The sequence below is a fragment of the Arsenophonus sp. ENCA genome, assembly GCF_002287155.1.
GTDB lineage: Bacteria > Pseudomonadota > Gammaproteobacteria > Enterobacterales > Enterobacteriaceae > Arsenophonus > Arsenophonus nilaparvatae.
In genome coordinates this window covers 1-2,422 of record NZ_NHNG01000023.1, presented here as the reverse complement: position 1 = coordinate 2,422, position 2,422 = coordinate 1, and the positions used below count along the sequence as shown (strand labels likewise).

The window sequence follows — 2,422 nt, the reverse complement described above, 5'->3', positions numbered from 1 at the left end:
CTTTTTTTGTCTATAGAAGGTTCAACTAATCGCCATAGGTCTTTAGGGCGGAAACATCTACTTTTTAACCATCGGCTAACCGTGTCATGAGATAAAGGCGATGGGCTGACTTCTGATAACGCCAAACAAGAGTATCTTACACTGCTTACTTGCAAGAATATTTTATAGATATCTTTAATGCATGGATAACCGGACAAAATATGAACATCCTGATTTTTTCTTGTTTTTAAATTTATACTTCTTTTTTAGAGACTGCGAAACTCGTGACTCAGTTTTGGCTTTAAGCGACAAAACCTCCTCTAAGCTAACTCTATCCGCTCACCGGAGTCCGAGAGCAAGCGAACGGACGAGGAAGCGGAATATAACCATGGGTTATTTTTAGTGTTTAAGGTTGACTTTCAAGACGGTAACTCTTTTTCGAGTGCCTCCCTATGTTTTCGCCACTCAACATAAGCTCCAATCAATAGTTCCAGCGCCATACCATCGATATGGGTCAGGATATCGCTCGCATTAAGATCTTCGGCTATGCGCTCAAACCAATACTTTTCTTGTTTGCTAAAATGCTTAGGAGTTGGGGGTACCCATTTTTCGGGTTTTGGCTCGTTTTTATTTAAGGGGCGTTTTGAAGGATTGCCCCTCACTAAATGTAGATGTGACGGGGCTTTCGGCGGTCCTGACATAGGCGAAAGTCCTGTAAAATTTAGATTGATTTATGGTGAAAATGGGGCAAGAAAAAGGTTTTCTAACCTGCGACGATGTGAGTAAACGAGGCCATTCGCTCCTAACCTGTTGTTTATATATTGATTTTACCTCCCCCTCTCCTCTTTGCATTATAACTCTTGAGTTATAATAACTTATAAGGTATAATTTTTGATAAAAACAGTAGAGATAATTATGTGTTTAAACTCATTTTTCATCCTGAGGCACAAGAAGAAATATTGAATCTTAATACTCTCATGCAAGGTAAGATCTTGGCAGCACTTGATAAACTTGAAGCCCAAGGTAATCAGTTACGTTATCCGAACACTGATATTGTTCAGGATGGACTTTTTGAATTAAGAGCAGGAGGAAAAGATATTACGCGAACATTTTTTGCTTTTGCTAAAGGCAAAAAAATATATATTTTGCGCTCGTTTGTTAAAAAAACGCCTAAGACTCCCACTTCAGAGATTAAATTAGCACTAAAGAGATTAGAGGAATTACAATATGAAGATTAAAGGTGTTCCTTATACCAAATTAAAAGCAAAGGCATTGCAAAATCCAGATGTAATGGCCGCATATCTTGCAGAAAAGAAAAAAGAAGAATTACAAGAACTTTTAATTAACATGCGCCGTCAAGCAGGCTTAAATACTACACAAGTTGCTGAAAAAATGGGGATTACGCAACCTGGGGTAACGCGATTAGAAAAAAATGCTAGTAAAGCAAGTATTACTACACTTGAGCGATATGCCGCGGCATGTGGGGCACAGATAAAAATAGTTACGTCTTATTAATTGGAGCTATTTTAAATGTTTAAATACTAATCTTCATAAATCTACGTTGATTTCAACATTTCGCAAGCTTCCAGCAGATGCCATAAAACATTTGAACCTGAAATTACTGGATACGGGGCTGGCTCATTTGCCAAACGTATTTCACGCAATTCAAAGCGCGATGCACGGCCTGTAATAGCCACGAGTTTCGCAGTCTCTAAAAAAGAAGTATAAATTTAAAAACAAGAAAAAATCAGGATGTTCATATTTTGTCCGGTTATCCATGCATTAAAGATATCTATAAAATATTCTTGCAAGTAAGCAGTGTAAGATACTCTTGTTTGGCGTTATCAGAAGTCAGCCCATCGCCTTTATCTCATGACACGGTTAGCCGATGGTTAAAAAGTAGATGTTTCCGCCCTAAAGAGCTATGGCGATTAGTTGAACCTTCTATAGACAAAAAAAGCCCTTGTGTACTAATTGCCGATGATACATTGATTGCCAAAACACGTAGTAGAAAAATAGAGATGGTTCATTATCAATATTCAGGTAATAAGCATGATGTTATTGCTGGCATAGGTTTGGTTAATTTGCTTTGGCATGATCTGACAAGTGTTGAATCAATTCCTACACGAGTTTCGCACAGGCATATAAAATTCTAAAAATGGCTTAAAAGCAATGATTAATCTGCAAGTTACTAAAAAACATAAATTTTCTTAAATTACAATAAGTTGTATTTGATTTATAAGGTTTTGACTATTTATATATCATGCTGAATTAAACTTAAAAATAGAGCGTTTTTTTATTGGTGCGAAACTCGTGGATTTTAAAAAGTCGATGATCTTTCTTGACCCCAAGCGAGAACATCAAAAAAACCAACCCGCATTTTGATAATGATTTTTTCTCTAATACCTGAAAATAAAACGGTGATAACATGGCAAAGAATGAA

The 2,422-nt window shown here is 36.6% G+C and carries 3 protein-coding genes and 2 pseudogenes; 3 read left to right on the top strand and 2 right to left on the bottom strand.

Translation table 11 applies throughout. The features are described 5' to 3' along the window. Positions 1-197 (bottom strand): annotated as a pseudogene (locus CBG25_RS00705) (hypothetical protein); the annotation flags it as partial. Between the two features lie 213 nt (positions 198-410). Next, a pseudogene (locus CBG25_RS00700) lies at positions 411-680 on the bottom strand (P27 family phage terminase small subunit); the annotation flags it as partial. A 216-nt stretch (positions 681-896) separates the two neighbouring features. Between CBG25_RS00700 and CBG25_RS00695 the strand changes: the two are divergent. The 3 genes from CBG25_RS00695 to CBG25_RS00685 all read left to right on the top strand — a co-directional run bounded on the left by CBG25_RS00695 (position 897) and on the right by CBG25_RS00685 (position 2,135). Next, positions 897-1,217 carry a type II toxin-antitoxin system RelE/ParE family toxin gene (locus CBG25_RS00695; protein ID WP_290603787.1) on the top strand — a complete coding sequence of 107 codons (321 nt, stop codon included), beginning with the start codon at positions 897-899 and terminating at the stop codon, positions 1,215-1,217. Next, a complete protein-coding gene (locus tag CBG25_RS00690) occupies positions 1,207-1,494 on the top strand; it encodes a helix-turn-helix transcriptional regulator (protein WP_290603786.1) in 288 nt (95 codons plus the stop codon). The genes CBG25_RS00695 and CBG25_RS00690 overlap by 11 nt, the downstream gene beginning before the upstream one ends. 248 nt (positions 1,495-1,742) lie before the next feature. Beyond that, a complete protein-coding gene (locus CBG25_RS00685) occupies positions 1,743-2,135 on the top strand; it encodes a hypothetical protein (protein WP_290603784.1) in 393 nt (130 codons plus the stop codon). The last annotated feature ends 287 nt before the right edge of the window (positions 2,136-2,422 follow it).